Raw genomic sequence first — 22,871 nt, forward strand, 5'->3', positions numbered from 1 at the left:
ATCGCTCTAGCATTTTCAAACATTCGTAGCCTGAATTGCGTGCCATTCTGTTTCCGTCAGTGGTTGAGATTCTAAGTGAATATCAAAACAATCACTGGCTGATTGAACTAATGTCTCGATCACGGTTTGAATTAACGCTTCTCCTTGCATTGACAGAGGTAAGTTTGGCAGGTTAGCAGATTCGTTATCAAAAACCCGATCGAACAGTTCCTCATCCGGTTCTAATCGCATCGATCCATGTTGCAAAATGGCATTTCCCTGCCGCAATTGAGCGCTGCCGATCAGCTTTGCCCCGTCTGACATGACTAAATCTGCAACTGTTGCCGTCCCAAAGCAGTTGGGGTTTTGAATATAATTACGTCCCGCTTGTCCGTAATGCAGATCGACATTGAGCGATCGCCATCCCTCAATTAAAAATTCACAGATCGCTTGATAGTCCTGCATTCGATTGCCTGACAAACCGGATGTGATCACCGCGTAAGTCAAATCTCCCTGATGCAAAACGGCGCGTCCTCCACTCGGTCGGCGCACCAATTCAATCGGTTTACCGTGCCAACTCAACTGCTTCCACTCGTCTGGATATCGATGCTGATGATAGCCCAGCGAGATGGCAACAGGCGACCAGGTATAAAACCGCAAAGTAGGCGGATGATCGCCTGAAGCGTGTTGTTTCAAAAGCCACTGGTCGATCGCCATTTGCATCTGACCCGATGCCTGAATGAGCGGAATAAGTCGCCAAGTTTTCACGGAAGCCTATATCTTGGAGGTTTAGATGATGGCACTCGCTAGGGCATTTCAGCGGTAGGAAGTTGCTCTGGCTCAATCTTCAACGCGATCGTGCGATCGCTGCGTTTCACCGTCACCTCTAACTCACCTGTGACCCCAACTTGATCCACCAATCGCTGAATCGTGCTGACTTTTTCGACTGGCTGCTGATTGACTTCTGCAATCACGTCTCCTGCCCGTAGCCCCGCTTTAGCCGCTGGGGTGCCCTTGTTGACCCGCACCACTAAAATGCCGTTTTCTTCCTCGACGCGCATCTGACTGTTGGGCGCTTGATTGATATATTGCTTCACCTGCGGAGTCAGCGCTACCATTTGCACACCAATATAGGGATGCTGCACTTCCCCAGTTGCAATGAGCTGTTGAGCAACCGCCTGAGCCGTGTTAATCGGAATCGCAAATCCTAGCCCTTGAGTGCCACGAATAATCGCAGTATTCACCCCAATTACGTCTCCCTCAGCGTTTAGTAAAGGTCCGCCAGAATTACCCGGATTGATAGCAGCATCGGTTTGAATGAATCCTACCCGCTTATCAGGCACCCCAATGTCAGCGCTCGATCGCTCTGTGCCGCTAATCACGCCCACCGTCACCGTTTCTTGCAGCCCTAGTGGATTGCCGATCGCGATCGCCCACTGCCCTTGACGAACCTTGTCTGAGTTGCCCACTGTGACAGTAGGCAAACGATCGGCTTGCACTTCAATCACGGCAACATCGGTTACTGGGTCTTTGCCTAACACTTTGCCTGCTAAAATGCGTCCGTCTTGAAAAGACACCGTAACCAGATCGGCGCTATCAACGACGTGGGCGTTTGTGATAATTTGTCCAGTCGTATTGGTTGAGCTAATCACAAACCCAGAGCCAATGCCGCGCAAAACCGATTGCGACGATGCCCCCGGTCTGCCTAAAAAAGGTCTGAGTGCCCCAGGAATATCGCCGCCCAGTGTGCGAGACACGTTGACTTGAACCACTGCTCCCGCTGCTTTTTCGACGGCTGCGGTAACAAAGTTAGAGTCAGCGTTGGTTTGACCTGCTGCCCAAGCAGTCCGCGATCCATCAATGACGAAACCGATGCTGACGATCGCCAACCAGGTGACAAACCCGATCGCTAGTTTTTCTAGAAAGTTAAATCGCAACTGAGGCATAAAGTTAATTCCTGTACCGAGGCTGTTATCAGCTTAGCGATCGTACAGAGAATTTCCTCAATCTTACGGCTGAATTTTACCGTTGGGATCAGGGATTAGATAATATCGGTTACTTGCAGCGGGGCACGGCAGTGCCATGCCCTTACACAAATCTCTACTTTATTTTGGCTCGAACTTTAGCGAGACTCCATTCATGCAATAGCGTTGTCTAGTTGGGGCAGGGCCGTCGTTAAAAACGTGTCCTAAATGCCCACCACAGCGGCGGCAATGCACTTCGACACGGGTCATAAACAGTGACTTATCAGTTGTGGTTTCGATCGCGCCTTCGATCGGGGCAAAAAAGCTGGGCCAACCCGTGCCGCTATCAAATTTGGTGTCTGAGGTAAACAGCGGCAATCCACACGCACTACACTCGTACATACCTGGGCTATATTGCTTGTCAAGCGGGCTAGTGCGAGGGCGTTCAGTCCCGTGTTTTCGCAGCACTTGAAACTGTTCTGGGGTGAGCAGCTTTTTCCATTCGTCGTCTGTTTTGGTGATTTTAAACTCACGGTTTGAGGCTGTCATCTCGATCTTGCTCCAGCTTAAATGTCTTTGCACTAACTTCTATTTTAGAGGGTTCTCACTGGTCTTGCAGGTTGGAAACAGTGGGTTAGCGTCGGTTATCACACCCTGACGTTGCAAATCGGGTTTGTTGACGCAAAATGGTGAATAGTCATGCACTTAGCAATGTCAATGAACGAGGCTTTTAAGCAGTTGACCGCAGCAAAAAACGCCTTTCAAGCTGAGGATTGGGAAACCGCAGAGCAACTTTGTTTGCAAATCATTCAACAACACCCTCAGCAGATCGAAACGCTTGAGATGTTGGGCATCGTCTATTGTCAAACGGGACAATTTGAACGCGCGATCGCGCACTATCACTCCTTTCTCAACCTTGTGCCTAACTCTGTGTCTGCTCACTACAATCTAGGCACGGCGCTCTCAAAAATAGAGCAAATTGATGCCGCGATCGAGCATTATCAAGCAGCAATTGCCCTCGATCCCAGTTTTTATCAAAGCCACTACAACTTAGGCAATGCCTATCTTGCACAACAACAATATGAAGACGCGATCGCAGCCTATCGCCAAGTGTTGAAGTTAAAGCCCGACCATCGGCAATCGCTACACAATTTAGGGGCGTGTCTGCAAAATCTGGAGCAGTTTGAGGCGGCAGCAGATGCTTATCAGCAGGCGTTGGCACTCAAACCCGACCACGCGATCGCCCACAACAGTTTAGGAGAGGTTTTGCGAAAACTGGGTCGCGTCGAGGCGGCGATCGGGCATCTCAGACAGGCGATCGCACTTGATCCGACCTTCGCGGAGGCATACAACAATTTAGGCGTTGCCTCCTACTATTGTGGGCAGTTTGTTGAGGCTAGCGATCGCTATCAAGACGCTTTGAGACTCAATCCTACCTATGCAAATGCTCAACTTAACTATGGTTTTTTACTGCTGTTGAGGGGCGATTTAGAAGCTGGATTTCGATACTATGAGCAACGCTGGGCGGGGCAATCTCTGACTCCACCTGCGTTTCCTCAGCCTGAGTGGGATGGCTCTAATCTCAATGGCAAGACGATTTTGCTCTGCCATGAGCAAGGCTTTGGCGACCTGATTCAATTCATCCGCTATGCGCCGCTGGTGGCAGCACGGGGCGGACGGGTGATCGTGGGCTGTTCGGCTCCGTTGATGCGCTTGCTTAAAACTGCTCCTGGCATTGATCAGCTTGTGCTCGAAGGTGAGACAATGCCGCCGTTTGATTGTTATGCGCTGTTGTTGAGTCTGCCCTATCTGTTGGGTACGACGCTAGACACGATTCCGGCGGCGATTCCCTATCTCTCGACTCCTCAAGTTTCTACAACCAATCCTATTTTGAAAGTTGGGATTGTTTGGGGTGGAAATTCTAAAAATGGCAACGATCGCGATCGCTCGATCACCCTCACCGAGTTGCTGCCGCTATTGAGCTTAACCGGGGTAGAGTTTCACAGTTTGCAGAAGGGTCGATCTGAGGAGTTACAGCAATTTCAGGCGGCGCATCCCACAATTGCGATCGTGGATCTCGATCAGCAGCTTGAAGATTTTGCAGATACGGCAGCGGCGATCGCGCAACTAGATTTAGTGATCAGTGTAGATACCTCAGTGGCCCACTTAGCGGGTGCAATAGGCAAACCAGTTTGGATTTTGTTGAGCGCGGTTCCTGATTGGCGATGGTTTCTCGATCGAGCAGATAGCCCTTGGTATCCAACGGCTCGGTTGTTTCGTCAGCGTTCTCTTAGAGATTGGTCTAATGTGACCGAATCGATTAAGAATGAATTAGTGACTCTGATTAAAAGTAAATCTAAGAATTTAGATTCTAGCGTTGAAATTTCTGCTCGAATTCCAGATTCTAGAAAGAATCAAAGTTTAGTGATTAATTCGTCACCTAAAAAACAAATTGGGATCGGATTTCCGATCGGTGGAAATCTTGGATGGGGCGTTTATGGATTAAATCTAGCATTGCAGTTATGGAAGACTTCTAACTTAGAACCTGTGTCATTGATGGCGATTTCTGCATTATCAGAGTTGAATCCAGTGCTGCGATCGCGTCTCAACTCAGTGCTTGATTATTCTCAGCAGATTCAGACGCTGCTTACTCAGCACCCAGGTAAGGTATTAACTACAAATCTGCTCATACTCAAACCGCTCGGAAATCACTTTGCGACTAGTGAAGAAAATCGTCGTATTCAAGGAACGCATAACATCGGCGTTATTTTTTCAGAAGACACACATTTTCTGCCGCACGAAGTTGAGCAAGCCCAGCGCTACGATCGCATCATCGCAGGCTCTACTTGGAATGCCGAAATCTTGCGAACCTATGGACTCACGCAGGTTGAAACTGTTCAGCAGGGCATCGATCCAACTCTGTTTCATCCAGCTCCTAGATCGGGCTTGTTGCACGATCGCTTTGTCATTTTTTCGGGTGGCAAACTAGAGTATCGCAAAGGTCAAGATATTGTCGTGGCTGCCTTCCGCATCTTTCGATCGCGGCATCCTGAAGCGCTGTTGTTGACGGCATGGCACAATCATTGGGTCAACACTATGACCGGACTTGATCGCGCCAACCACGTGGCTGACGTTCCTAGCGTCGATGATCGCGGACGGTTGCAGATTACTCACTGGCTTACAAAAAACGGCATTCCGGCCGATGCAGTACTAGATGTAGGGATGATTCCGAATGCGATCGCGCCTCAAGTTTTGCGAGAAGCCGATGTCGCGGTGTTTACCAATCGCGGTGAAGGCGGCACCAATTTAGTCGCGATGGAAAGCCTTGCGTGTGGCATTCCTACAATTATCTCCATGAATACCGGGCACTTGGATTTGATTGGCGACGATCGCTGCTATCCGCTACGCACCCAGGGTCAAATTTTTGGCAACGAGCATTATCAAGGCACCGAAGGCTGGGGAGAATCGCAGGTCGAAGAAGTCGTTGAGCAATTAGAACAAGTGTACGGCGATCGCGCTGAGGCACAGCGTCGAGGCAATGCTGCTGCACAGTTTATGCAAGATTGGACGTGGGAGAAGCAGGTGCAGCGATCGTTAACCGTATTGGCAGATTTTCTTTAAAGAACTGTTCAAACTGTTGTTCTAAAGAGGGATGAGATCTGTGAATAACACAGCTATAATCTGAGCGAATTAGCAAGTAGCTAAATTTTTACGTTTGGTCGAGCTTGACAAAATCTTAAATATTGGAGAGTTGAAGCAATGGATTGGGAAAAGGGACGCAGAAGCACAAACGTTGAGGATCGGCGCGGTAGAGGAGTTTCTGCTCCTATCATTGGCGGTGGCATTGGTACTATTCTCTTGGCGCTTGTAGTCACTTTTTTGGGAGGCGATCCCAGTGTTATTCTCAACCAGAACACTCCGTCTAATCAGCGTTCGGCTCCATCGTCTCAATCTCGATCGCCCCAAACAACGGGGGCCGCTAACGACAAAATGTCTGACTTTGTATCTGTGGTTTTGGCAGATACAGAAGATACTTGGAGCGATATTTTTAGGCAGAGTGGTGGCAGATATGTCGAGCCAACCCTGGTGCTTTACTCAGATGCGGTTGACTCTGCTTGTGGGTTTACACGATCGGCGGTGGGCCCTTTCTACTGTCCCCGCGATCAAAAGGTTTACATCGACTTAGGGTTCTATCGTGAACTGAAGACTAAATACCAGGCACCGGGAGATTTTGCTCAGGCTTATGTGGTTGCTCATGAAGTGGGGCATCATGTCCAAAATCTGTTGGGTATCTCAGATAAAGTGCGATCACTGCAAAAGCAATCAAGTCAGGTAGAAGCGAATCAGCTTTCTGTCAAGTTAGAGCTACAAGCCGATTGTTTTGCTGGGGTTTGGGGAAATCGTGCCCAGCGATCGCGGCAAGTTCTTCAACAGGGCGACATTGAAGAAGCGATCGCCGCAGCCAGTGCGATCGGAGACGATCGCTTGCAGGAACGAGCCAGAGGATATGTGGTGCCAGAGTCTTTCACGCATGGCAGTGCAGCCCAGCGAACCCAGTGGTTCAAAAAAGGCATTCAGAGTGGCGATCCATCACAGTGCAACACTTTCGCAGGAACCAATCTCTAGTTAACTATTGTTATGTCTTTTCTTTAGAGCAATCTAAAGATAGTCTAGTGGCACGAGTCACAGTAGTTATCTCTGGCATCACGAGAGTTATTTATGAAAAAGACATTGTTTTTAAGCCCTCCCTCCTTTGACGGATTTGATGGGGGCGCTGGGTCGAGATATCAGGCAAAGCGTGAGATTACCTCGTTTTGGTATCCAACGTGGCTCGCACAGCCCGCAGCCCTCGTGCCAGGAAGTAAGCTAGTCGATGCACCGCCTCATGGTCAGACCATAGACGATGTGCTGAAAATTGCCAAAGACTACGAATTGGTGATCATGCACACCAGCACGCCCTCGTTAGCCAATGACATAAAGTGTGCGGAAGCGCTCAAAGCCCAAAATCCGGCAGTTGCAGTCGGTTTGATTGGTGCCCACGTTGCAGTCTTACCAGAGCAGACGTTACGCGACAATCCGGTGATTGATTTTGTCTGTCGCCATGAGTTTGACTACACTTGCAAAGATTTGGCAGCCGGAGAGCCTTGGGATCAAATCAAGGGTTTGAGCTACCGGGATCACGATCGCAATATTCAGCACACGCCCGATCGTGACTTAATCCACGATTGGGATGCTATGCCCAGCGTTTTGCCGACCTATGCGCGTGACTTAGACATCACAAAATATTTCATCGGTTATTTGCTGCATCCCTATATCTCGTTTTACACGGGGCGCGGTTGCCCAGCAAAGTGCAGCTTTTGTCTTTGGCCTCAGACGATCGGGGGGCACCAATACCGCACGAAAAGTCCCGAAGTAGTGGGGCGCGAACTGTCAGAAGCGAAAGCAATTTTTGGCGATCGTGTCCGCGAATATATGTTTGATGATGACACTTTCACGATCGATAAACATCGCGCGATCGCCATTAGCGAACACATGAAGCGATTAAAACTCACTTGGAGTTGCAACGCTCGCGCTAATTTGGACTATGACACGCTTAAGCAACTGCGAGATAATGGCTTACGCCTATTGTTAGTCGGGTTTGAGTCGGGCAATCAGCAGATTTTAAACAACATCAACAAGGGCATCAAACTAGAAGCAGCTCGGCAGTTTATGAAACACTGTCGCGACCTGGGGATCACTGTTCACGGAACGTTTATCATCGGTTTGCCGATTGAAACCCGTGCCACGATCGAAGAAACTATTCGCTTTGCTTGTGAAATCAGTCCGCACACGATTCAAGTGTCGATCGCTGCGCCTTATCCTGGCACCGAGCTTTATCAACAGGCGATCGCCAACGGCTGGTTTAGCGACCAGGCACTAGTCGCCACCTCTGGCATTCAAACCTCGACGCTGCATTACCCCGATCTGTCGAGCGCGGAGATCGAAGATGCGGTTGAGCAAATGTATCGTCGATTCTATTTTCGACCCAAAGCAATTGTGCCGATCGTGCGCGAAATGTTGGGCGATCGCCAAATCCTAATGCGCCGACTGCGAGAAGGCGGAGAGTTCTTTTCTTACCTGAAAGAACGGCGCAATCAAGCGGCTGTTAAATAATTCGGTTATTTGAAGTGACAATGGGCACGGCAGTGCTATGCCCTTACGCCGCGATCTTGATAGAACGTGGATTTATTAAGGTGCAACTTCTCGGACTCAACTAGAGCGTATAAGTTCTTTGATTGCTCCGTTTGAGTCGGCTTGTGCCCCCTAAATCCCCCAATTTGGGGGACTTTGAAACCGGGAATCTTGGCTCAAAGTCCCCCAAAATTGGGAGGATTTAGGGGGCGAAGATCTCAGCCATGACGAATCAAGAGATTTGATGACAAGATTGACAGGTTATTTAATCCACGCTCTTAATCTAAAAATTTGCTGCATCAGCTATGACACGTCTTGTTGAATCTTTGGATTATCTGTTATTTCTCCCATTGTTTTTGTGCCTATCAGCGATCGGCTATTACGGCTACGCAATTTATGCAGCGCATAGATTTTTTTCTCAAATAGATCCAATCGATCCTAATTTTCATCCATCAGTCAGCATTCTAAAACCTGTTTGTGGGAGCGATCGCGATGCCTATAAAAATCTTGCTTCGTTTTGTGGTCAAGACTATCCCAACTACCAAATTATCTTTGCCGTACACGATTGGGCTGACTCTGGCATTGACGTAATTAAGCAAATTATTCGTGATTTTCCGGCGATCGACATTCAGTTAGTGGTCAGCGATCGGGCAATCGGCACTAACCGAAAAGTGAGTAACGTTGCTAATGCGATCACCAAAGCTCACGGTGAAATTATTTTGCTGGCAGACAGTGATGTCTATGTCGAACCCAACTATTTGCAACAGGTGGTTCAACCGCTCAATAATCCGAGAGTGGGGGTAGTGACGTGTCTTTATCGATCGATCACTGAAGGCTGGTTAACTGAGTTAGAAGCGCTGAGTTCGGCGACTGAGTTTCTGGCGGGGGTTTTGGTAAGCAACGAGTTAGAGGGCGTGAAATTTGCGATGGGTCAAACGATCGTCATGCGGCGATCGGTGCTAGAAGAGATTGGGGGATTTGCAGCGATCGCTGACTATTTAGCCGATGACTTTCAACTCGGTTATTTGCCCACTCAAGCCGGATATGAAGGCGTGCTGTCTCATCACATTGTTGATCATGTCATGGCGACCAGCACATTCGTGGGTGCTTTGCAGCGTCAACTGCGTTGGATGGTCGGCATCCGAGCCTCGCGCCCCTGGGGATATCTGGGATTAATTTTTACCTACGGCACGGTTGCTAGCCTCTGGTTTTTGCTAATCACAGCCGGATCGCTTTTTGGTTGGATTATTTTGATCATTACCTGGACAATGCGGTTAGCGATGGCGTGGTTTATTGGGGTTAAAAGCATTCGCGATCCGGTTGCAGAAAAATTGCTTTGGCTTATGCCGCTGCGTGATCTGATCAGTTTTGCTCTATGGTGCTATGGTTTTATTGGCAATACTATCAAGTGGCGCGACCACCAGTTTAAGCTGACAAGAAAAGGTGAACTGGTCGCTTATCCGTCAAGTCTGCCTGAGAAAGTAAAGTCAGTGATCGGATGAGGTTGGCGTTAACTTAGTTAAACAATCTGGTGGTCAAAAAACCTTGCGGAAAGTTACCGATTTGCCTAGTTTGATCAGATGGGGGCACGATAGATAGGGTGCTTGGTCAGTGCACTGTTGTCGCCTGAAGACTCATTTTTAGGTAAGGAGGTGCGATCGTGAAACGGAAATTGTTGATCTTAATTTTGGTGCTATTCAGTTCAGGGGGGTTTGGAACAATGACCAATGCTCAATCTGTGCGATCGGATGCTGAAATCAGGACAATTCTGCAACAACGCATTGATCAAGAGCAGCAAAGTACTGGAATTGTTGTGGGTGTGATTGATGAGCAAGGTCGCCGCATTATTGGTCATGGCACACTCGATCGCACGAATTCCCGTCGGGTTGATGGCAATACGCTATTTGAAATCGGCTCAATTAGCAAGGTGTTTACGGCTCTGGCGCTGGTGAATATGGCAGAGCGAGGGGATCTGAAGCTGAATGATCCGATTTCTAAGTTTCTTCCTAAATCTGTGAAAACGCCAACGCGAAACGGTAAAGAAATTTCCTTGTTGAATTTGGCAACTCACAGCTCTGGGCTGCCGCGTTTACCTGATAACTTTGCACCTGCTGATATGAACAATCCCTATGCAGATTACACAGTCGAACAGCTATATTCTTTTCTATCAACCTACCGTCTGCCGCGAGACATTGGCGCTCAGTACGCATACTCGAATTTGGGAGCAGGCTTACTAGGGCACATTCTCAGTCTCAAGGCAGGCGTGGACTATGAAACGCTGGTGAAAACCCAAATTGCTCAACCTTTACAGATGAATGACACCCGAATTCATCTCACCTCTGATCAGCAAGCTCGCTTCGCTACCGGACATAATGCGCTTGGTAAACCTGTTTCTCACTGGGACTTACCCACACTGGCAGGGGCAGGGGCACTGCGATCGACGACCAACGATCTACTCAAGTTCTTGGCGGCTAATCTAGAACTGACCTCATCCCCTTTGACTGCAACTCTGCAAAAAACCCATGTTGTTCAAAAGCAGACAGATACACCCAGTCTAAAAATCGCGATCGGTTGGCATAGCTTGAACCAAAACGGGACGGAGATTATCTTCCATGATGGCGGTACGGGTGGATTTCGCAGCTTTATTGGCTTTGTGAAACAGAAACGGCTGGGCGTTGTTGTGTTGTCCAATTCAGAGAATGATATTGCTGACATTGGGCTGCATCTGCTCGATCGTCGCAACAAGTTAGCAAAACACAATCCACCCAAACAACGTCAAGCGGTTGCGGTCGATCCTAAACTGTTTGATGCCTATGTTGGGCGATATGAACTGGCTCCCAACTTTATTCTCACCATTACCAAAGAACAAAATCGCCTCTATGCTCAAGCAACAGGACAGCCCAAAGTCGAGTTGTTTGCAGAAACAGAAACCCAATTTTTTATCACTGAAGTGGATGCTCAAATTACATTCATCAGCGATCGGCAGGGAAAAGTAAATCGTCTAATTTTGCATCAGGCAGGGCAAGAGATTCCAGCCAAAAAACTAGACTAAGCCCGTTCTGTACGCAATACTATTCGTCCTTTTTGTTGAGCCGTGATGTCATACCCATTTGATTTGTGAACGCGACAGATCCGCATGATGCCCGTACAGAACGCGGGTTGATGGAGGGGCACAACATGTCGTGCCCCTCGTGATCTTTTCGCTACGGTTGCAAATCCGGGCTGCCCCCTAAATCCCCCAAAATTGGGGACTTTGAACCTAAATTCTGGGCTTGAAGTCTCCCAGAATTGGGGAATTTAGGGGGCTGAAGAACGCAGCGAACTGATATCAGTTAACTCACTAAACATCATGGCTCAACAAAGATGATACCTGCGGCAAGCTGGATCACATTCAGTTCGGTGTTACGACGATCGCCGATCAACTTCTTCTTGATTTCTAATTCTTGGTTCACTTTGCGGAGTTGTCCCTCTGTGGCAGGCAGCATTCGGAGTTTGCCTGATTGTTGAAAGGTTTGAATGCGGTCTTCGAGTTGTTGGCGACGACGATCGGCGTAGCTTTCGGCACTGCGCTGTTGAACATCGCAACGGTTGTCATTCTCGGCAGCAAATTCTGCTGATGCCTGGTCAAAGCCTGCTTCTAGTGCATCATCGCAATCGCAATAAAGTGCCAGGACTTGATCGAGATTTTCTAGTAAATTAGCGGCATTCAGCTTTGCCTTTCCCCAACGGGCTGCCCGATAGAGGAGGCGTTCTGATTGTTCATCAGACAATAATTTACCATCCGAATATTGAGCAACTTTGTAAGCAAGACGGCTCTCAGAACGCAATCCTTGAAACAGCCAGCGATGAATCACATACACATATTTTCCTGGCGCAACTTCAACGTCTGACTGCTCACAGCGAACGGCTGAGATCGGGTGAAGTTTTTGAGCATCATTGTCGTAGCTGTGCCTAATCCATTGAATCAGTGGATGGGTGGGATCAAGCAGTTCGATTGGCTGTCCGGTGCCTTTGCCCGGTTGTTCTGCAAGGCGAGGGTCAAACAAACAGAACGCAGGCGATCGATGTAAGCGAGTTTGAGTCGCAAATCGATGGTGCTTGAGAAACAACTCTAAACCGACTTTGGCATCTTCGGTTAGCTTGATCTCAAAGACGGCTTCTTTACCTTGAATCGGTTTAAGGGTGGTGCCTAAATAGTAGCGGGCAAAATAGTCTTCAACAAATGAGTGCAATTCTTCTGAAGTTAGCCATCGACCCTGATTGCGGCTTTTGCTAACAGCATCAAGAATTTGATCTGAGAACGCCATTAAATTGACGGATTCTTGTTCTAATTGGTCTTGTTGGAGGCGTTGTTTGAGGATTGCGCTTGCAGTTTCGTCAGCGCGTTTGAGTCGTTCGGCATCCGTTAATTCGGATTCAAATAGGGTTACGAGCAATTTTTCGGTCGCCTCTCCGAGAATGTTTTCCAAATCGCCAATGCTTTCTTGAAAAACATTGATACGTTGATATAAACGATCGAGAATCCGTTCTTCAATCGTGTCTACCAAACTGAAATTGATGATTGAAATGCGATCAGCTTTTTGCCCTAAGCGATCGATCCGTCCAATTCGCTGTTCGACTCGCATCGGGTTCCAGGGCAGATCATAGTTAATCAAAAAGCGACAAAATTGTAGGTCAATTCCTTCGCTGCCGACTTCTGAAGACAAGAGAATGGAGGTGTTGCCTTGCTTAAATTGTGACAGCACTTCTTGTTTTTGATCGCCCATGCCACCCAAAATCAAACTGGTCTGAATTCCATCCGTTTCTAGGCGGTGTTGCAGATAGTGAAGGGTGCCGCGAAAGTAGGCGAACAGCGCAAATTGCTCATCTGGATGTTTCTTGAGTTCGCGATGTAGAAACCGAACGAGTGCTTGATATTTGGTGTCTTCAAATTCGAGTTGAGCGTAGTTAATATTTTCTAATGGCAATGTCTCACGATCGGGCAATGTTTCGGTTTCTGACTGTGTGGTTGAAATGCCCGATTCCCAGAACAGTTCATCTTGAAATTCATCCAAAATTCCCTGCTCTGACCAAGTTTTTAGCGCAGCGACAAGACAGCTTGCCATTTGCCGTTGACGGGCAATCAACCGAAAGAGCAGAACGCCTTGCTTGCCTTTGCTTTGTTTGCGAATGGCTTGAGTCACCGACTCATAAATTTCTTTTTCTAAAGCAGAGAAATGCACCTTCAACGTTTGGGGGGCGCGTTCAACCCGATTGGGCAGCACATCGCGTTTACGGCTGCGAGTGAGATATTGACTAACTAATGAAGCACTTTCTAATTTGTAACCGAGTCTGACTTGCGTTTCTGCATCGATCGCGTCAGGTGTTTCCAACGTGTGTTGAATTTGCCGTAACACAGAATTATGTTGAAAGTAATCGGACTGAAGGGCACGATCGAGGTCGCGTTTTGCCGCCTTAAAATCGGGAGGATGACTCCAGAGCGATCGCAAAGCCCGAATCAACGGCGCATTTGCCTCCAGCATTTGATGAAAGATTGTCTCGTCAAAAAAATCTTCTGGGCTAATAATCTTCAGCAGTTGATAGAGGTTATTGTTCTGAGTTTGAATCGGGGTTGCCGTGAGCAGCAATAGATGACGAGCCGCATCTCGCACCAGTTGCCCCAGTCGATGATTGGCAGTGGCTTGGTTGCGAAGATAATGCGCTTCATCAATAATCACCAAATCAAACACGCTCGACTCATCGGCAGCAGGATTGTTGTTATTGTTGTCTAACAATCTTGCCAGTTCTGCCTTGGCTCCCGAAGTGGTTGCATCTTCCCAATTAGCGCTGGGGCGAAGCCCTTCTAAGCTGGCGATGCACACAAAGGGATGCTGATATTGGCTTTGCAGAACGTACTTGACTTCTTCTAAGAGCGCTTGGGCATTGGTGAGTTTGGCGATGATATTAAACCGTTGTTGCAAATCATCGCGCCATTTTTCCCGCAAAATTGCTGGACAAATGATTAATAAACGACGGGCATCGGCTCTGGCTTGCAGTTCTTTCCAGATATAGATGGCTTCGATCGTCTTTCCCAGTCCTACTTCGTCTGCAACCAACAATCGCCCCACCGGAGATTCTAAAAACTTCAGCACAGGTTTAAACTGGTGTGGGTAGAAGTCAGTATGACTCGACTCCATACTATAGAAAATGTTGGTTAATTGTCCTTTTACTTTCTCAAACGTGAGAATTCGGCGCAGGTCATCGGCTCCGCTAAATTTTCCTTGTTCTAGCAGATCAAGAAGTCCTTCTGGTTCTCCACAAAGTTCTAAAAGGTTGTAGGGCTTGTAGGATTTTTCGTTTGGGCTAAATTGAACTTGCACCAGCAGCCGAGTTCCAGAAGCGCGAGTTTTTCCGGTCGTGATGCCCCGATGCCCCGGATTGGCTTTTACACGCACTTCCTGACCTGAAATAGCCGGGTTCCAACTAGTATCACTCATTGGCTATACGCCTTTGCTCCTGGGTAACTTCATCTCGGTTCGTTGGCTTTAGGTGCCTTACCCATCGGATCTTCTCCTTGAGGGGGTGCTGGCTTGATTTGCTCCATCTCGCTTGGAAGTCTGATCTCTGGCTGCTCTCCAGTAGGGATCGACAACCCATAAGCGACTGCAAATCGATGAAACTCGCGGTTGCTGATGCCGTTCGTTTCCAAGTCTTTGGGGGCTGGCAGCGATCGCACCTCATACTCAGGAATCAAAGCATCTTTGTGTTTAAAGTCACTATAAGTATCTTTGATTGCTTGAGTATAAAAGATGGATTGTCCGCCTCCACCTCCCATTAAAATGTTCAGCGGTTTCTCAAACCCCCGCTTCATCAAAGTGCCCCCATGCTCAACATACCTCCGGCACCCTTTTAGAATCACTTTGGCAATCAGTTTTTGAATCTCTCTGCGAGTTTTACTACTCCTCAGTTGGACGGAATAACGAGTTGAGTTGCCACGCAACGTATCTTTAACATCAGTATCTAAAAGGTTTAATTCCTTCGCTGATTGTTGACAAAAGGCAGTAACTCCTAAAGGATCGACTTTACCGAAAAAGAAATCAACCTTCTTCTCGCCGGCCTCATTCCGATATTGAAATGAACTGCCATCTAGGGTTCCATCTCCCACATCGAAGAGGGCATAAAATCCTTCATCGATTTCAAGAGAGTTGATTAGCGACCACGCTTCAGCCGCAATTTCTGGAATCGCGTGGCAATAGATCGCCGCCTCTTCTAGTGTTGCTCTCAGTGGTTTTAAGCGATCGTGCAAATTCTCGATCGTCATTCGCTCAGTCTGAGGTTCATGACTCAACAACCAGGCGAGAGAGAGAACTTTTTCAAAGCGGTTAATTGCCTTAGAATCACAATATTCAACTGGAACACCCACGTTGGCAGACCATCCAATCTGCTGATTGATGATTAGCTCTGGTTTATTTTGACGAATCCAAGTTTGAGCGCGAACGATAATCCGGCTTAGATAATAAGCACAAAGATTTTCAACGGTTTCAGGATTGTCAAGCTCAGGGAGTTCTTCAAGTCGCCAGCTCTCGTTGCATTGAGAAAGATCTAAATCAGCCAAGCGCATTTTGATAAATTCCACCGTTGTCTGAACTTGGTCTTCGTAAGGTTTCCATTCAGAAGTGGTCAATCCAGTCATTAGCGTGCCATCGGGCAGAATTCCGATTTTTGTCGGCAGTAAGGCTTCTTCCAGATGAGTAACTTCGTCGGTGAAGGTAACAATCTCTGAGCGATCTCTTGCCACATCTCGAAAACAAACTTTCGTAAAACTGGTGCCAAAATCAATCCCCAAATTCAGCACCAAATCTTCTAAATCACTAAGTCCCTCAACGTCAGCCGGACTGATCGGAGCCTGCTCAACTTCAGGTTCTAGTTCAGTCGGCAAGTCTACAAACTCTGGTGCGACGATAGTTGGAGGTGGCTCAATCGTGGGCAGCCGATTCTCGATTCTCAGATCCGCAGGTTCGCTGATTTGTTGGGCTTCGATCGCCCTCAGTTGTTCTTGAAGTTGAGCAATTTGTTCTGCGAGCCTGGGAAATGCTTGTTGCAACGCTCGAAACTCCCCCAAATTCAGAGTCGTCGCTTGAAGTTGTTGACGAATGTCCTGAATTTCTTGAGATAAGTTCTCTCGCACTTGAGAGAATTGGGCTTCTAATCCTGTCTGACTTGTTGCCGCATCAGCCTGACGCTGTTGGTTCGCCGTTAACTGTGCATTAAGTTGAGATAATCGCGCTTGCAGTTCACCTAGATGGGTCGCAGTCGCGTTTTGCCCTTGCTGAGTTGTTGTGAAGCGCTCTTGTAGTTGAGAAAGCTGCGATCGTAGCTCACTTAAATCGATCGCGGTCTGATTTTGACGTTGCCCAAAGGCGGTGAGTTGTTCGCTAAGGTCAGTAACTCGCTCTGTCAGACTTTGAGTAGATTGTTCTAAAACTCGTGAGTCGAGGTGTAATAGGCGTTGATCGATCTGCGCGATCGCCCCATTAAATCTCTGCTCTGTCTGCTGCTCAAACCGTCGCCGATTGACTAAATTTAGACACAGCGAGAGAGACAGCGGAGCCGCCGCCCACGCTACCTGTTGCGATAGAGCTGAAACCACAACTCCCCCTACAGCGAAGGCGGCCGAGGTATATTCAGCAACTTGTAGGAGGTGCGATCGCTGGGTTCGTCGAGCGAAAAATGGATTGCTCATGCGACTGGTTTTTAGCGAAGTAGTTGAGTAAGGAGGTTTCTCCCATACTGCCACATCCTCTTCAAAGTGTCAGAGTAGAGTGTAAATTTAAGCCTCAAAACTGTTATAGACGCGACTACAATACCTGGTTTGCAGCAGAAACGCCAGAAGATTAGGCGCTACGGTTTGCACCTAAATCTTTTAGAGAGAAGCCGATGATATTGTTACCTTCATCTTTTGCTCCAGAAATTCTAGAAACACCCTAACTTTCTCATGGATTTGCGACTAGGGTATAGGGTGTTGATGGGGACTGGAGAAGATGAAAACATCATGAATCACATCGCTAAAATGATTTCTTTCAGACCGTTGGCTGATTCAGATCTCATGATGCTGCATGAGTGGTTACACCGCCCGCATGTCTCGAAATGGTGGGGCGATCCTGGAACATTCGCTGAGGTGAAACACGACTACCTACCCTATACCACCGACGAAGCGACCACACGAGGCTACATTGCCTTATTGGAGAATGAACCGATTGGCTTTATTCAGTCCTATATTGTCATGGGATCGGGTGAGGGATGGTGGGAGCAGGAAACCGATCCGGGTGCGAGAGGCATTGACCAGTTTCTATCTAATCCAGAGCAGATGGGTCGAGGCTTGGGTAGCGCAATGGTTCACGCCTTTGCAGAGCAGCTTTTCCAAGATCCGACTGTGACTAAGGTACAGACTGACCCTGCTCCTGAGAATGAACAAGCAATCCGATGCTACCGACGAGCTGGATTTGTCCCGACTGGCGAAGTGATCACGCCCGACGGGCCCGCACTGCTCATGGTCAAACGGCGACAACCTGAAGGTGAGATGGGTTAGTTTCTTGGGTTCCAACTCAACAAATTTAACGCAGCACGATTTTATAGCGAGAGGAGAATACATGCAGATTACCGCTTCAGCCATTTCACCGAACGTCGCTGATGTCACAGCATCAGCGACGTTCGTCAAGCAACACTTCGGCTTCAGCGAGGAAATGTCAGCCGCGGGCTTTGTGTCGCTTTCTCGACAGGATGCTAGATTTAACCTGATCTTTCTCCAGACGGGTCTAGCAAGCTTTAAACCGCCCCACATGCGCGGACATTGAGCAGATGGTTTGCTGATTGTCTTTGTGGTGGATAATATCGATCCTTAGCTTTGCGAAGCGAATCGCGTCAGTCTCATACGTCCACTCACCGACGAGTTTTTGAAGCCAGTGGTGTTCCTTCTGCGGTTTAATATTCATCGTTGTCTCCGATTGTTTTGCGGTTGTCGTCATCGCTTCATCTGCTGTTCCCTGTTACCGCGCTTCCAGCATGGGCACCTTGAGCCGTGAGCAGAATTTCTACCCATAGGTCGGCTGCTGCGGATAACCTGGAGGCGAGTCTTCAAAATCTTCTTGCCGCCCATAGGGTGTCGTATCGAGAAGGCTGTAGGCATCGGTGAGCGATTCAACGCCACGAGCATAGGTCGAGTACGTGTGAAAAATATCGTTGCCAATGCGGAAGAAAACGCTGAGTCCATGACTTTCACCCTGCATCACATTAGATCCGCTCCTTTCCTCCATCTGGGCTTTGTCCCGATAGTTGTACTCGATGGGCGCGACGTTCTCGTCTAGCGTGACATAGAAATCGTAGTTGAAATTGCTGCCAAAGGAGGAATACCAGGGAACAGTCCATCCTTTGAGCCTTTTGTAGGCTTCAAGCTTGGGCAGTGGGGCACGGGAGACAAGCGCGAATGTTGTGTCTCGATCGTTCAGCATTGACAGGTCGCCCAGGGCATCGACATAGCCCGTGCAACCCATACAACCTCTATCCCATGTTGGATCGAACATGAAGTGGTAGATAATGAGTTGGGTACGCCCAGCAAACAGATCGATCAGTTTGACAGAGCCATTCGATCCTTCAAAAGTGTAGTCTTTCTCAAGCTTGACCATTGGTAGCCTGCGTCGCTCGGCGTTAATGCGATCGCGGTGCTTGGTATATTCTTTTTCGTGTTCAAGGAGTGTTTTACGAGCAGTCAACCACTCGTCTCGTCCAACAATTTTTGGACGTGCGATTTCGTTCTTGATCATTGTAAATCTCTTTAGTTAATTGCTTCCTAGTTGATTGCGCTTGGCTCCATATACACCACTTCCCAAATGTGACCATCTAAATCCTGAAAGCCATGTCCATACATGAATCCGTGGTCTTGCGGTTCGTTGTAGGTTGTGCCACCAGCGGCAACTGCCTTCCGAACTCGGTCATTCACGGCTTCTCGGCTTTCAGCAGATAAACACACCAGCACTTCGGTGCTTTTCGTGGCATCACAAATGGTGTTGGGAGTAAAGGTTTTGAATTTCTCGTGGGTCAAGAGCATTACGAAAATGTTCTCACTCACAATCATGCAGGTGGCAGTCTCATCGGTGAACTGAGGATTGAACTGGAAGCCGAGTTGGGTAAAGAACTCGATCGACTGTTTGAGGTTGTTGACGGGCAGATTAACGAAAATTTGAGTACTCATGGTTTCTCCTTGTAAGATTTGTTGCACGATATTTGAGAAGCTTCGCCTGAACGGAGAGATCAAGCCGCTTGCTCACAGTTCACCATCCACGGAATGCCGAACTGATCGACTAACATGCCGAACCGGATAGACCAGAAGGTTTGCTCGATCGGCATCTTCACTTTGCCATTTTCTACCAGCGCATGAAAAATGCGTTCTGCCTCGGCTGGCTCATCAACGCTGATCTGCACGTAGAAGCCTTGAGGAGCTTCAAAGTACCCCGATGGACTATCAGATCCCATTAGAAGACGATCGCCCAAATCGAGACAAACGTGCATGATCTTGTCATGCCATTCAGCAGGCACATGTTCTGCTGAGGGTGCTTCTTTGTGGGTCATCATCGCGACAATTTTGCCGCCGAGACATTGCTCATAAAACTTGAACGCTGCCTCACAGTTGCCGTTGAACATCAGATAAGGATTGAGTTTCATGGTGTATTCCTCCAGTTGGTTCAGGAATTGGATTACGGGTTGAGCGTGAAAGCGGCTTGAGACGTTTCTGGATCAAAAGGAACCGAGAGGTGTTCGTGGACAATCTGCCAGTTGTCTTGATGTTTCTGGCAAACCGCCGTTACCCGCATCCAGGTTTGCATGGCAGGATGGTTTTCCTGTCCTGTAAAGCGAAACAGCCAATGGGCAACTGCCAAATTGTCATTCACGATGATTGTGAGGTCTCTTGTTGCCATTTCAAACGAATCTGGAAAGTAGGGTAAACACGCTTCCCACGCTTGACGAATCGCTGCTTTGCCCTTGGTTTGAAATGGGGGGATGACATCAAACATGATGACTTCGGCAGCATAGCGGGACATGATTTGATCCCCGTTCTTGGTGCAAATGGCATGTTGTTGATCGGTGATCAGTTGACGGATTTGAGCTTCGTTGGATGTGATGGTGCTTGCGGTTGTCATTGCAGGATCTCCTTGGTTTGAGGTTTAGTTTGGTCTGGGGTTGAGGGCAAATATTAAGGCTCTGGCAGTCCCGCAACTTCAATCACGGGACGGATCTCGACCGTGCCAACTTTTGCGCCTGGAATCTGGGCAGCGATCGCGATCGCCTCATCCAAATCCTGGGCATCAATGAGGAAAAATCCGCCCAGTTGTTCGCGGGTTTCGGCAAACGGGCCGTCGGTCACAAGTGATTTGCTGTCGCGCACCCGGACACTGGTTGCCGTTGCGACAGGATGAAGCGGAGCAGTTGCCAAATACTGTCCTTTCGAGTTGAGTTGTTGGGCAAGCTGTGCGGATTCTGCATAACACTGCGTCCGCTCGGTGTCGCTCAGCGCATTTTCCTCCATGTAAATCAGCATCATGTATTTCATTGGGTTGCCTCCTTTGTAATTAAGTCGAACAGCGCTGATTCAAATCGACACTTTGCCAAAAATTTTTATCATCCAGTACGATCGAGCTTGACCTCCTTTGGTTCCTTTCATGAGTTAGTCGAACGGCAATCGCTCAAATCGACACCTCAGCAAAATTTTTGAGAAACTTTTTGATCGTCCGCTATGGTTTCAAACACAAACTCAGATGTCAGTCAGGCGATTACGTCCGTTTACCGCACTGAGTGGGGGCGAATCGTCGCCATCCTGATCCAACTGATGGGAGATTTTGACATCGCTGAAGAGGCAGCACAGGAGGCTTTTACGGCGGCTGTGAATCAGTGGCAAGCCACAGGCATTCCAGATCTCCCGCGTGCCTGGATCATCAAAACAGCGCGATTTAAAGCGATCGATCGCCTCCGACGACGATCGCGCGAAAGCGAGAAACTCGAATGGTATGCTGCATCCGGGTTGATTCCGAGCCGTGAGGAGCCAAAGTATGACACCGATGAAATTCCGGACGATCGTCTCAAGCTGATCTTCACCTGCTGTCACCCGGCACTGGCGATTGAGACTCAGGTGGCTCTAACGCTGCGAATGCTGGGCGGACTGGAAACCGACGAAATTGCCCGTGCCTTTCTCGTGCCCACGGCAACGATGGCACAGCGGCTCGTGCGTGCCAAGCGCAAGATTCGTGACGCAAGCATTCCTTATATAGTGCCGGATACAAACAATCTGCCCGAACGGGTAGATACAGTGCTGACGGTGATCTATCTCATTTTCAACGAAGGCTACGCGGCGACGAGGGGCGAGACACTGGTGAGAGCCGATCTCTGTGCAGAAGCCATCCGACTGGGGCAACTCGTCAGGGTATTAATGTCACCCCAACCGCCCGCAGCAGTGACAGCACTAGTAGCGCTGATGTTGCTGCATGACTCCCGACGCGATGCCCGTCTAAATGAGGCGGGCGATCTGGTTTTGCTCGAAGATCAAGATCGTCGCCGTTGGAACCGATCGCAGATTGCTGAGGCACTGCCACTCGTTGAGGAAGCATTGCGGGGTGAACCGAGTCCGTTTGCCATACAAGCCGCGATCGCCGCTCTCCACTGTCAGGCAGCACGGGCGGAAGAGACGGACTGGGCACAGATTGTTCGACTCTACGGGGTACTGGAACGACTCCAGCCTTCGCCGATCGTGTTGCTGAATCGAGCAGTCGCGATCGCGATGGTAGACAGTCCTCAGACGGCGCTTGCACTCCTGGATGGGCTTGCCACCGAACTCAATGGCTATCATCTGTTTCACGCCGCACGAGCCGATCTGCTGCGTCGGGTTGGAGCCTTAGAAGCCGCAGCGCAGAGCTACATGCAAGCACTTGCACTCGTCACGAATGACAGCGAACGGCGGTTTCTCGATCGGCGGTTACACGAAGTTCAGCCGTGACTTATCCTGAAGATCAAGATTTGCACAAAGGTTCGATTCGACAGGGTAATGGTTTAGGAGGAAGTATAGTACACCTGTTACATAGTGATTCTAGTTCACAGTTCACCAACGGGAGTGGCTGTAAACAACCTTCGTTCTCATTTGCAAGCTTTAGTCAGCATTCGCTCTAACACTTGCTGCATCACTTGAAGTTCTTCATCATTGAGATGACAGCCAAAGTATTCTGCGATTGCTTCAGAGTAGACAGACCACATCTGCTGCTGCATCGCTAATCCAGCTTCAGTCAGCACTGCATAGGTGCCTCGCCGATCGCTCGGACATCGTTCTCGATAGGTGTTAATGTTGCTTCCGATCGGTCTTCCATTTAATAGAAAAACCGTCTCCCTTTTGAATATGATCTAGGAGCTTTGAGAGGCGAAGAGGTCGAAATAAAGGTCGAATAATGTAAGATTTGCCACAGCGACTTGAGCATGATCAACAACCACTGGGGAACGTCGCAGTATTCATTAGTGCCAGGGCATGAAGTAAGTGGGTAGGATCGCGCAAGTAGGCAATGCGGTCAAAAAACTCAAAGTCGGTCAGCAAGTTGGGCTGGGGTGGAACTCTCAATCGTGTATGACCTGTGAATGGTGTATGTCAGAGAACCACAACCTTTGAGCAGCTAAGTAGGAGGGTGAAGTTAAATATAAGATAGGAAGACCCTCTAATTAACCCCTCCTTATGCCTGCTCCCCTCCG

20 protein-coding genes are annotated in these 22,871 nt (G+C 48.6%); 8 read left to right on the forward strand and 12 right to left on the reverse strand.

The window, feature by feature from the left end; genetic code table 11:
• Positions 1-15 precede the first annotated feature (15 nt).
• The 3 genes from C7B65_RS20690 to msrB form a co-directional block, all read right to left on the reverse strand.
• Complete coding sequence (locus tag C7B65_RS20690) at positions 16-747, reverse strand: lipoate--protein ligase family protein (protein ID WP_223257473.1); 732 nt, start codon at positions 745-747, stop codon at positions 16-18.
• A 38-nt stretch (positions 748-785) separates the two neighbouring features.
• The gene (locus C7B65_RS20695) at positions 786-1,925 is read right to left on the reverse strand and encodes a trypsin-like peptidase domain-containing protein (RefSeq protein ID WP_073074581.1); all 1,140 of its coding nucleotides are present in this window, start codon (positions 1,923-1,925) and stop codon (positions 786-788) included.
• 159 nt (positions 1,926-2,084) lie between these two features.
• Complete coding sequence (gene msrB / locus C7B65_RS20700) at positions 2,085-2,492, reverse strand: peptide-methionine (R)-S-oxide reductase MsrB (protein ID WP_073074582.1); 408 nt, start codon at positions 2,490-2,492, stop codon at positions 2,085-2,087.
• Between the two features lie 150 nt (positions 2,493-2,642).
• Here msrB and C7B65_RS20705 point away from each other — a divergent pair, with 150 nt between their 5' ends.
• From C7B65_RS20705 to C7B65_RS20725, 5 genes are all read left to right on the forward strand, one after another.
• Positions 2,643-5,564 carry a tetratricopeptide repeat protein gene (locus C7B65_RS20705; RefSeq protein WP_083583169.1) on the forward strand — a complete coding sequence of 974 codons (2,922 nt, stop codon included), beginning with the start codon at positions 2,643-2,645 and terminating at the stop codon, positions 5,562-5,564.
• 138 nt (positions 5,565-5,702) lie between these two features.
• Positions 5,703-6,569: a KPN_02809 family neutral zinc metallopeptidase gene (gene ypfJ, locus C7B65_RS20710; protein WP_073074584.1), complete on the forward strand. Its 867-nt coding sequence runs from the start codon at positions 5,703-5,705 to the stop codon at positions 6,567-6,569.
• A 93-nt stretch (positions 6,570-6,662) separates the two neighbouring features.
• Positions 6,663-8,096, forward strand: coding sequence for a hopanoid biosynthesis associated radical SAM protein HpnJ (gene hpnJ / locus C7B65_RS20715; protein ID WP_073074585.1), 1,434 nt, complete (start codon positions 6,663-6,665; stop codon positions 8,094-8,096).
• A gap of 323 nt (positions 8,097-8,419) precedes the next feature.
• Positions 8,420-9,616 (forward strand): bacteriohopanetetrol glucosamine biosynthesis glycosyltransferase HpnI, encoded by a 1,197-nt coding sequence (gene hpnI, locus C7B65_RS20720; RefSeq protein WP_073074586.1) that lies wholly within the window; start codon positions 8,420-8,422, stop codon positions 9,614-9,616.
• Between the two features lie 158 nt (positions 9,617-9,774).
• The gene (locus tag C7B65_RS20725) at positions 9,775-11,166 is read left to right on the forward strand and encodes a serine hydrolase (protein WP_083583171.1); all 1,392 of its coding nucleotides are present in this window, start codon (positions 9,775-9,777) and stop codon (positions 11,164-11,166) included.
• A gap of 295 nt (positions 11,167-11,461) precedes the next feature.
• On the opposite strand, the gene C7B65_RS20730 is transcribed toward C7B65_RS20725, so the two are convergent.
• Positions 11,462-14,590 carry an SNF2-related protein gene (locus tag C7B65_RS20730; protein ID WP_073074587.1) on the reverse strand — a complete coding sequence of 1,043 codons (3,129 nt, stop codon included), beginning with the start codon at positions 14,588-14,590 and terminating at the stop codon, positions 11,462-11,464.
• 29 nt (positions 14,591-14,619) lie between these two features.
• Complete coding sequence (locus C7B65_RS20735) at positions 14,620-16,836, reverse strand: GumC domain-containing protein (protein ID WP_073074588.1); 2,217 nt, start codon at positions 16,834-16,836, stop codon at positions 14,620-14,622.
• Positions 16,837-17,145: 309 nt separating this feature from the next.
• On the opposite strand from C7B65_RS20735, the gene C7B65_RS20740 reads away from it, so the two are divergent.
• Positions 17,146-17,682, forward strand: coding sequence for a GNAT family N-acetyltransferase (locus C7B65_RS20740; protein ID WP_073074598.1), 537 nt, complete (start codon positions 17,146-17,148; stop codon positions 17,680-17,682).
• Between the two features lie 226 nt (positions 17,683-17,908).
• Here the strand turns inward: C7B65_RS20740 and C7B65_RS28510 are convergent, their stop codons facing one another.
• The 6 genes from C7B65_RS28510 to C7B65_RS20775 all read right to left on the reverse strand — a co-directional run bounded on the left by C7B65_RS28510 (position 17,909) and on the right by C7B65_RS20775 (position 20,697).
• Entirely contained in the window at positions 17,909-18,118 is a 210-nt protein-coding gene (locus C7B65_RS28510) for a DUF1579 family protein (protein WP_219898676.1), read from the reverse strand.
• A gap of 66 nt (positions 18,119-18,184) precedes the next feature.
• A complete protein-coding gene (locus C7B65_RS20755; RefSeq protein ID WP_073074589.1) occupies positions 18,185-18,913 on the reverse strand; it encodes a DUF899 domain-containing protein in 729 nt (242 codons plus the stop codon).
• A gap of 26 nt (positions 18,914-18,939) precedes the next feature.
• Entirely contained in the window at positions 18,940-19,341 is a 402-nt protein-coding gene (locus tag C7B65_RS20760) for a VOC family protein (RefSeq protein WP_073074599.1), read from the reverse strand.
• A 59-nt stretch (positions 19,342-19,400) separates the two neighbouring features.
• Entirely contained in the window at positions 19,401-19,811 is a 411-nt protein-coding gene (locus C7B65_RS20765; protein ID WP_073074590.1) for a VOC family protein, read from the reverse strand.
• A gap of 32 nt (positions 19,812-19,843) precedes the next feature.
• Complete coding sequence (locus C7B65_RS20770; protein ID WP_073074591.1) at positions 19,844-20,287, reverse strand: YybH family protein; 444 nt, start codon at positions 20,285-20,287, stop codon at positions 19,844-19,846.
• Between the two features lie 53 nt (positions 20,288-20,340).
• Complete coding sequence (locus C7B65_RS20775; RefSeq protein WP_073074592.1) at positions 20,341-20,697, reverse strand: YciI family protein; 357 nt, start codon at positions 20,695-20,697, stop codon at positions 20,341-20,343.
• A 183-nt stretch (positions 20,698-20,880) separates the two neighbouring features.
• Here C7B65_RS20775 and C7B65_RS20780 point away from each other — a divergent pair, with 183 nt between their 5' ends.
• On the forward strand, positions 20,881-22,134 hold the full coding sequence (locus C7B65_RS20780) for an RNA polymerase sigma factor (RefSeq protein WP_073074593.1): 1,254 nt from the start codon (positions 20,881-20,883) through the stop codon (positions 22,132-22,134).
• A 137-nt stretch (positions 22,135-22,271) separates the two neighbouring features.
• Here the strand turns inward: C7B65_RS20780 and C7B65_RS28020 are convergent, their stop codons facing one another.
• A complete protein-coding gene (locus tag C7B65_RS28020) occupies positions 22,272-22,424 on the reverse strand; it encodes a hypothetical protein (RefSeq protein ID WP_181314461.1) in 153 nt (50 codons plus the stop codon).
• Between the two features lie 238 nt (positions 22,425-22,662).
• Between C7B65_RS28020 and C7B65_RS29680 the strand changes: the two genes are divergently transcribed.
• A complete protein-coding gene (locus C7B65_RS29680) occupies positions 22,663-22,791 on the forward strand; it encodes an alcohol dehydrogenase catalytic domain-containing protein (RefSeq protein WP_397428430.1) in 129 nt (42 codons plus the stop codon).
• Positions 22,792-22,871 lie beyond the last annotated feature (80 nt).

The sequence above is a fragment of the Phormidesmis priestleyi ULC007 genome, from assembly GCF_003003695.1.
Classification (GTDB): domain Bacteria; phylum Cyanobacteriota; class Cyanobacteriia; order Leptolyngbyales; family Leptolyngbyaceae; genus Phormidesmis_A; species Phormidesmis_A priestleyi_A.

Bases quoted from the DNA above. Each gene is read 5' to 3' on its own strand.
- C7B65_RS20765 (WP_073074590.1), bottom strand. From the start codon at position 19,811: ATGAAACTCAATCCTTATCTGATGTTCAACGGCAACTGTGAGGCAGCG.
- hpnJ (WP_073074585.1), top strand. From the start codon at position 6,663: ATGAAAAAGACATTGTTTTTAAGCCCTCCCTCCTTTGACGGATTTGAT.
- C7B65_RS28510 (WP_219898676.1), bottom strand. From the start codon at position 18,118: ATGACGACAACCGCAAAACAATCGGAGACAACGATGAATATTAAACCG.
- C7B65_RS20730 (WP_073074587.1), bottom strand. From the start codon at position 14,590: ATGAGTGATACTAGTTGGAACCCGGCTATTTCAGGTCAGGAAGTGCGT.
- C7B65_RS20780 (WP_073074593.1), top strand. From the start codon at position 20,881: ATGGTTTCAAACACAAACTCAGATGTCAGTCAGGCGATTACGTCCGTT.
- C7B65_RS20770 (WP_073074591.1), bottom strand. From the start codon at position 20,287: ATGACAACCGCAAGCACCATCACATCCAACGAAGCTCAAATCCGTCAA.
- C7B65_RS20705 (WP_083583169.1), top strand. From the start codon at position 2,643: ATGCACTTAGCAATGTCAATGAACGAGGCTTTTAAGCAGTTGACCGCA.
- C7B65_RS20755 (WP_073074589.1), bottom strand. From the start codon at position 18,913: ATGATCAAGAACGAAATCGCACGTCCAAAAATTGTTGGACGAGACGAG.
- msrB (WP_073074582.1), bottom strand. From the start codon at position 2,492: ATGACAGCCTCAAACCGTGAGTTTAAAATCACCAAAACAGACGACGAA.
- C7B65_RS20740 (WP_073074598.1), top strand. From the start codon at position 17,146: ATGAATCACATCGCTAAAATGATTTCTTTCAGACCGTTGGCTGATTCA.
- C7B65_RS20760 (WP_073074599.1), bottom strand. From the start codon at position 19,341: ATGAGTACTCAAATTTTCGTTAATCTGCCCGTCAACAACCTCAAACAG.
- ypfJ (WP_073074584.1), top strand. From the start codon at position 5,703: ATGGATTGGGAAAAGGGACGCAGAAGCACAAACGTTGAGGATCGGCGC.
- C7B65_RS20775 (WP_073074592.1), bottom strand. From the start codon at position 20,697: ATGAAATACATGATGCTGATTTACATGGAGGAAAATGCGCTGAGCGAC.
- C7B65_RS20695 (WP_073074581.1), bottom strand. From the start codon at position 1,925: ATGCCTCAGTTGCGATTTAACTTTCTAGAAAAACTAGCGATCGGGTTT.
- hpnI (WP_073074586.1), top strand. From the start codon at position 8,420: ATGACACGTCTTGTTGAATCTTTGGATTATCTGTTATTTCTCCCATTG.
- C7B65_RS20735 (WP_073074588.1), bottom strand. From the start codon at position 16,836: ATGAGCAATCCATTTTTCGCTCGACGAACCCAGCGATCGCACCTCCTA.